At 31.4% G+C, this 7,340-nt stretch carries 9 protein-coding genes and 1 tRNA gene; 8 read left to right on the top strand and 2 right to left on the bottom strand.

From position 1 onward, the window contains the following. Positions 1 to 198: 198 nt before the first annotated feature. The 4 genes from OO775_RS00170 (at position 199) to OO775_RS00155 (ending at position 1,713) form a co-directional block, all read left to right on the top strand. Positions 199 to 393, top strand: coding sequence for a hypothetical protein (locus tag OO775_RS00170; RefSeq protein ID WP_264844932.1), 195 nt, complete (start codon positions 199 to 201; stop codon positions 391 to 393). Further along, positions 393 to 824 (top strand): type II toxin-antitoxin system VapC family toxin, encoded by a 432-nt coding sequence (locus OO775_RS00165; RefSeq protein ID WP_264844931.1) that lies wholly within the window; start codon positions 393 to 395, stop codon positions 822 to 824. The genes OO775_RS00170 and OO775_RS00165 overlap by 1 nt, the downstream gene beginning before the upstream one ends. 259 nt (positions 825 to 1,083) lie before the next feature. Continuing rightward, positions 1,084 to 1,440: a hypothetical protein gene (locus tag OO775_RS00160; RefSeq protein ID WP_264844930.1), complete on the top strand. Its 357-nt coding sequence runs from the start codon at positions 1,084 to 1,086 to the stop codon at positions 1,438 to 1,440. Between the two features lie 6 nt (positions 1,441 to 1,446). Next, positions 1,447 to 1,713 carry a hypothetical protein gene (locus OO775_RS00155; protein WP_264844929.1) on the top strand — a complete coding sequence of 89 codons (267 nt, stop codon included), beginning with the start codon at positions 1,447 to 1,449 and terminating at the stop codon, positions 1,711 to 1,713. 367 nt (positions 1,714 to 2,080) lie between these two features. Here the strand turns inward: OO775_RS00155 and OO775_RS00150 are convergent, their stop codons facing one another. Together OO775_RS00150 and OO775_RS00145 are read right to left on the bottom strand one after the other, a co-directional pair. After that, on the bottom strand, positions 2,081 to 3,241 hold the full coding sequence (locus OO775_RS00150; protein WP_264844927.1) for a tyrosine-type recombinase/integrase: 1,161 nt from the start codon (positions 3,239 to 3,241) through the stop codon (positions 2,081 to 2,083). A gap of 113 nt (positions 3,242 to 3,354) precedes the next feature. Continuing rightward, positions 3,355 to 3,428: transfer RNA gene (locus OO775_RS00145), tRNA-Ile, on the bottom strand. 171 nt (positions 3,429 to 3,599) lie between these two features. Between OO775_RS00145 and rnhB the strand changes: the two genes are divergently transcribed. The 4 genes from rnhB to kwaB all read left to right on the top strand — a co-directional run bounded on the left by rnhB (position 3,600) and on the right by kwaB (position 7,070). After that, positions 3,600 to 4,193, top strand: coding sequence for a ribonuclease HII (rnhB, locus tag OO775_RS00140; protein WP_264844926.1), 594 nt, complete (start codon positions 3,600 to 3,602; stop codon positions 4,191 to 4,193). A gap of 44 nt (positions 4,194 to 4,237) precedes the next feature. Then, a complete protein-coding gene (locus OO775_RS00135) occupies positions 4,238 to 5,491 on the top strand; it encodes a peptidase U32 family protein (RefSeq protein WP_264844925.1) in 1,254 nt (417 codons plus the stop codon). Between the two features lie 71 nt (positions 5,492 to 5,562). Then, positions 5,563 to 6,123 (top strand): anti-phage protein KwaA, encoded by a 561-nt coding sequence (gene kwaA, locus OO775_RS00130; RefSeq protein ID WP_264844924.1) that lies wholly within the window; start codon positions 5,563 to 5,565, stop codon positions 6,121 to 6,123. Then, a complete protein-coding gene (gene kwaB, locus OO775_RS00125; RefSeq protein WP_264844923.1) occupies positions 6,120 to 7,070 on the top strand; it encodes an anti-phage protein KwaB in 951 nt (316 codons plus the stop codon). Before kwaA ends, kwaB begins: the two co-directional genes overlap by 4 nt. The last annotated feature ends 270 nt before the right edge of the window (positions 7,071 to 7,340 follow it).

Here is a 7,340-nt window from a genome sequence, read left to right as displayed (position 1 = left end):
CTGATGGCAAATTTGATAGCTACACCCCGCAAAAACTAAAATTCGTATACAACAAACGATAATTTTAAAAGTCTAAAAACCAATACCTTACATTTTTATTTCTAAAAAAAACGCAAAAAAACCACAAAAATATTTTGTAGGTTATTTTTTTGCCTTACGGAAGTATTTTTTGTACCTTTGCGGAAAATTTTGAATGTTATGAGTACAACAACCAAAAAAACAACCAAGAAAAAAACAGCACTTGCAGGAGCAGTAAAAACCGAGAAAAAGAAATTAAGCGTAATGGATTATGTACGAAAATTTCAAAAAAAACCACTTTTTACCATCGCCAAGGAAGACGAAGATTTGGTTTATGGTTCAAATATGATGGTTAAACTAATGCAAGAGAAATAATGAGATATTTATTAGATACGAACATAATTTTGATTTTATTTCAAGGAAGAGAAAAGGAAATCCGAAAAGAAATAGCAGAAATTTTAGAAAATGAAAAAAATAAGTTTTTTGCAAGTATAATTTCTTTAAATGAAATCATACAACTGTATCGTAAGAAAAAAATAAAAGGAATTGATTATGATAGATATGATACGCCTTTAAAATTTTTAAAATCTATCATCACTCAATTGCCTCTGATTACTTATTTGCCTTTTGAAGAAAAACATTCTCTAAAAGTAGCAACTTTAAACTTCGTGCCTAAACACAAAGACCCTAACGATTTGGCTATTATTGCCCACGCAATGAGCAAAAAAATGACTATTATTTCAACAGATGATTTATTTCCTGCTTACCAAAAACAAGGTGCAAAAGTAATTCACAATAAACGATAATTTTAAAACACTAAAAACCAACCCCTTACAAAAAACTTTCATTTTTCAGTGAAAGTTTTTTTGTTTTTTGTTTGCAGATTCAATTTTTTGCCTTACTTTTGCAGTGTTACACAAAGAGCAATACTTGTTTAGTATTGTAAAATATTTTTTAATAATATATCCGTGAGGGAGTAGCATAGCAGTAATGTTATGCAACAAAAATGCGTAAGCTCTTTGTGTAACAGCTCCTACTCACGGATTTTTTTTATTTTTATAAGTTATGTTACACAAAGAAAAAAACAATCAAACACCAGGGGTGGACAACCGCCCAGAGAAAAACATTCTCACCCAAGAGCAAATCGCTCAGATGCTGGAAAACGAAGAACTTTCGTATCATTCACTTGACGTTTTAATTAATGATTTTTTGTTTGTATATACGAACAAAGACCAAAATTACGAAAAAGTGCTTGATGTGGTTTTTATGAACTACTTCAAAAGCCGTCCCTACTTTACTATGTATGATATGGACGAGCAGCAGATGCACGAAGCGTATCATTTCTTTACGATGCTTTGTCGCAATCGTAAATTATTGGTACAAAGCGCAACTGACAAAGGAATTATTAACCCTAAAAATTAGTAAGTTATGGAAATTAAAACGAAATTTAACATCGGAGATTTTGTGTATTGCTTTCATAAAACCTATAACAAAACTCAGATAAATAAAGGGATTATTTCAGAAATAAAAATTCGCTTTCATTCTGAAAATAACCAAATTAAAGAAAATGATATTGAATATCGTATTACTACACTTCTTGGAAAAAAACATCAAGTAGGAGTTTTAAGAAAAGAAAATCAAGTGTTTTACACAGAAAGCGAATTGTGTAATTGTTTAAAAATTAGTAAGTTATGAAAAAAATTACAATCTACCACATCGACAACAACGGTAAGGTGCTTTACACCGAGAAAATAATCAGACTATTAGGGCTAATTATTTACCGAACACGTATATAAAATATTGGTCATATTTTAAAAATACCCCTTGTTGTCTCTGGCAACCAGGGGTTTTGTTTTTTTTAAATTCATATTGTTGCCAAAAATAGGAGTTTGTTGCCAAAAAAATAATGCGTGTTGCAAAAAATATTTCGGTTTGGCAACAGGTTTGGCAACAAAAACATTCCTGTAACCTGTTTAAAATCAATAACTTATATTTTTAAAATTCGTCTGTTGCCAAAGTTGCAAAAAAAAATGCACTTATTGAGCTACGCTGTTGGGGAAGACTACAATTCTATTATTAAGTTTTTTAACATTTCACGGTCTCGCTTTTCCTTATGAACTTGGTAAATTTCGGTTGTGCTTTTGTTAGTATGCGAGGCTAAAACCATTGCTGTTTCACTATCTAAACTATCCAACATATAGTGTTTAAGACTATAAAAATCAGCAATTATTCCAAGTTTCTTTTTAATATGCCTATTCCAAAAACGGGTTGTAATTTCAGGTTGTACTTGTTTGTTTGAGGGTTTAAACTTCGATGTAAATAAAAAATCTGTATCGTGCTTAACCTCTTGCAGCAGTTCTTCCCAAAAAGGAATAGCTGGCTGTAAAATAACTTTTGTCATCGGTTTATATTGTCCTCCCTTTTCTAAAAGAATAGTAAATTCCCGATTTTCAAGGTCGATGTCTTTTTTTTGCAAACGAAAAAGTTCAGTAGTTCTTGCACCAGAATACAAAAAAATCATCATAAAACGATAGAAATAAGGGTAATTCTTCTGTGTAAATGCTTGGATTTGTTGTAAATCTTTTTTACTTGGAATAATGCGTTTTTCTTTGATTATTTTTTTGGGATAAATATCCCGAGTAATGTTTGTCTCACAACATTCATACTCTACTAACACTCTATATAGGGAAGAAACATACCGAACAGCTTTATTGTAGTACTTATCAGGAAAGCACAAACAATCTAACATTCGTTTTAGTTGCGAACGTTTAAAATCCTTAATAGCTATATCATTCATTTTCAAAATAGAAGCAGCTTTTTCAAGTCTTTTGACAATCGTTTCGATTTCTTTCAGGTGTGTTTTACTACCTTCTTTAAGTTTTAGGGCTTGTTCAAACGCTTCTATAAATGGAGTTTCGGGTGATAGTTCTTTTTCACTAACACCTTCATATTTTTTCAGAATGGGATTGTAACCATTGAGTAGTTGATTTTCCATAGTCCTAAGTAGAAACTCAACTGCTTTTTTTCGTTCATTAAGTTTTTTAATACGATTTAGTTTTTTCCGATACGGAAAGCCTTTTGGATATTTTTGGGCAAACCTTGCATCATAGAAAAAACATTGCACATACCATTCTTTTTTTAAATCTTTTTCCGTAGCATTTCGCCAATTAACAGGGCTTACCCATAACTGAGTAAAGCTACAAATAGTACTTGTATTGGTCATAATTTTAAAAATTTACATTGTCGTTTTACATTGCCGATTTGTAAATTTTGCCAATACTATTTTGTATAAAGTAAATACCTAACTCATTATTTGGAGGAGAGTTAGGTATTTTGTGGTCCCAGTTGGGCTCGAACCAACGACCCCCTGATTATGAGTCAGGTGCTCTAACCAGCTGAGCTATGGGACCTGCCTTTTACGGAGTGCAATATTACGAGTTTTTTTTATTCTGAGCAAATAATTTTTTATTTTTATTTCAAAATAAATTAAAAAATGATTAAACTCTCTATAAATCAGTTTTTTATAATTTGTTTTTCTTTGAAAAAAATTTAATATCTTTGTGCATAATATTTTTAGTAAAATGCAAAGATGGTATTATTCTTTTAACGAAGCTGGTGCAGATGAAGCGGGTAGAGGTTGTTTAGCTGGACCAGTTACTGCTGCTGCGGTTATTTTACCAGAAGATTTTGAAAATAATATTTTGAATGACTCAAAACAAATGACAGAAAAACAACGAAATATCCTTCGAGAAATTATTGAAAAAGAGGCTATTAGCTATGCAGTTGTACATATTTCTCCAAAACAAATAGATGAGATAAATATTCTAAATGCTTCAATTTTGGGTATGCAAAAAGCTTTAAATAAGTTAATTGTAAAACCTGATTTTATGATTATTGACGGAAATCGTTTCAAAGCATTCAATCAAATTCCTTTTGAGTGTATGATTAAAGGCGATGCTCGTTTTATGCGAATTGCAGCAGCTTCGGTGCTTGCTAAAACATATCGTGATGAATATATGTCTGAAATTCATCAACAATTTCCTCAATACAATTGGAAAAAAAATAAAGGATATCCTACTAAGGAACATCGAGATGCTATCCGAAAATACGGCTTTTCCCCTTATCACCGAATGACGTTTCAACTTTTGCCTTCACAATTGAAGTTTGATTTTTGATTTAAATTATTTTTGTATTTTTGCCCCGATTATAAAATACAAGAATGACATCAACAGGAAAAATAGAGCTGATGGCTCCCGCAGGAAACTTCGAATCGTTACAAGCAGCTATTGATAATGGTGCTGATTCGGTATATTTTGGAGTTGACCAGCTGAATATGAGGGCAAGAGCAAGTATCAATTTCACCATTGACGATTTGGACGAAATTGCAAAACGTTGCCACTCAAAAGGCATTCGGACGTACTTAACGCTCAACACGATTATATATGATCACGACCTTTCTATCATAAAAACGCTATTGGACACCGCAAAAAAAGCAAATCTAACGGCAGTAATAGCGATGGATCAAGCGGTTATCGCCTATGCTCGACAAATAGGTATGGAAGTGCATATTTCTACCCAAATCAATATCACAAACATCGAAACGGTGCGTTTTTATTCGCTTTTTGCCGATACAATGGTAATGAGTCGTGAATTGAGCCTTAGGCAGGTAAAGAAAATCGCTGAGCAAATCCAAAGGGAGCAGATTAAAGGTCCGTCAGGGAATTTGGTTGAGATAGAAATCTTCGGTCACGGAGCGTTGTGTATGGCGGTTTCAGGAAAATGTTATTTGAGTTTGCATTCGCATAATTCGTCGGCAAATCGAGGGGCGTGTAAGCAAAATTGCCGAAAAAAATACACGGTTATCGACCAAGAAAGCGGTTTTGAAATCGAAATCGATAATGAATATATGATGTCGCCCAAAGATTTGTGTACGATTGACTTTCTCGACCAAGTGATTGACGCAGGAGCCAAAGTACTCAAAATTGAAGGACGCGGAAGAGCTCCCGAATACGTGGCGACTGTCATAAAAACCTATCGTGAAGCCATCGATGCGTATTACGAGGGGACATATTCAAAAGAAAAGGTTGAAAAATGGATGGAAGCTCTTTCAACCGTTTACAACAGAGGATTTTGGAGTGGATATTATTTGGGACAGAAATTGGGAGAATGGAGCGAGAACCCAGGGTCGAACGCTACACAGAAAAAGGTGTATGTAGGGCAAGGAAAGCACTATTTTCCAAAATCGGGGATTGCGGAATTTCTCATCGAAGCCTACGATATTAAAGTGGGCGACAAACTCCTCATTACAGGGCCTACCACAGGCGTACAGGAGTTCGTTTTGGAAAATATGATGGTAAATGACGCTCCTGCACAAACAGCAACGAAAGGCGATTCTTGCACCATCAAAACTGATTTCAGAATTCGTCTGTCAGATAAATTATATAAGATTGTAGCTACGGAGTTTGCAAAGTAAGAAGTGAATCTATATTATTCGCAAATACGCTGATGAATTGGAAGCGGAGTTGAAGAACTAAAATATAGAAAATGTTAAAAATAGGATTTTATTTATTATCATTAACTTTATTATTCTCATTGTTATTTATCAATGAGGTAGATATTCCTATATGTTTTGAAAAAGAATGTGAATTTATAGGATATGAAGAATTAATGAAAAAAAATATATATCCTATTTTTTACTTATTTTTAATATTTCTTGGATTGCTGTTTTACCCTTGGTTTAAATACTTATTTAAAAATAATGGTGATCTTCCAGAGACAATAGATAAAATTGAAAATGTAAATTGGGAAAACTTAACATTTTTAGCAACATATATTATTCCTCTTTTATCTTTCGATTTTGATGAAGGAAGAAATAGATTAATTTTCTTTCTCATATTATTAATTATGGGGATTATGTTTATAAAAACGAATATGTATTATACTAATCCTATTTTAGCAATTTTGGGATATCATATTTATAAAATATCCACTAAAAATAGAGAGGATATAATAGTTATCACAAAAGACATTTTAAATAAAACAGATATAGTAAAGTTAATTTCGTTAAGTGATAATGTTTATATAGCCAAAAAAATAGACAAATGAATTTACAAGAATTAAGAGAAAAGTTAAGTATTATAAATAATAGTATTCCTATAGGGATTACTATTCATATCGTTAAAAAAGGAGATGGAGATATTTTAAAAGCTAATATTTCAGAGGATTTGGCAAATGAAATTAAGAGAACATTCATAACTTCTATTAAAGAAAAAATATTAGAAAATGATGAACTTAATTTTAGGAATATATCATCAGCTTATGAGACAACTAATTCTGTATTTCTTTATGATATAGATGAATTCCCAGAAAAACTAAATGCTTTAAGAGAGTTTAACCCTTTTGAGGATTATCCTAATTTTTCATTTTCGGAAGATAATATAAGTTCTATCCAAGCTATGATAATTACTTTTGGAAATGATAATAATTATTTTTCTCTATATAAGCACATATATCCCATTACCATTATAAAAAGAGATTCAATATTGGGAATTATTCCTATTGGAAATAGGTTTGAAAAATTGAATAGTGATGTATTACAAATAAATACATCGATAGATTTTTTATTTACTGACCAATTATTGATAGTAAATAATTTATCAACTCTTATGAAAGCATATGGATATGATGAGATTATTAAAAATCAAGCAAGACAAAGAATAGAATTAATTTCAAATCTAAATTTGATTGATAACATAGATGAATTAACAGAGTTTATTAATAATACTAAATACGCCAAGAAAGTTTTAAGAATACAACCAGAGTCTCCTGTTTTACAATTAGCTAAAAGTAAAATAATTACATTTATTAAAAATCATCCTAAGTTATCAAGACAGATTAGATTTAATGAAGTAGAAGATAAAATAAGATTGGATACCAAAACTTCCAAAGAAAAAGTGATAGGAATTTTAAATGATGATTTTCTTAAATCGAATTTGACTGATTTAGATTATGAAAGTGAGAATAAGTCAACAATGATTGAAGAAGAAAACTAAATTATAGATAAAACGTCTTGTCTTAACCCACAACAAACAAAATTTACCCAGCAGACACCCAATTTAATATAGCGGATGATCAAAAACAGTCATCAGATAACAAATTTCACACCGATTGTAACCAAACCTTGTCAAAGTTAACAAAACATCCTTCGGAGCGTTTAAATGAGCTAATGCACCACTAAAAAACACTCCGAAGCGTTTTAATAAGTCGATGCGGAACTAAAATAAACAAATGTACAACTAAAAAACCTTCCGAAGTGTTAAAAT

The sequence above is a fragment of the Capnocytophaga catalasegens genome, assembly GCF_026005215.1.
Taxonomy (GTDB): Bacteria; Bacteroidota; Bacteroidia; order Flavobacteriales; family Flavobacteriaceae; genus Capnocytophaga; species Capnocytophaga catalasegens.
Note: the sequence above shows the minus strand (reverse complement) of the source record. Positions and strands in the feature narration are given on the sequence as shown.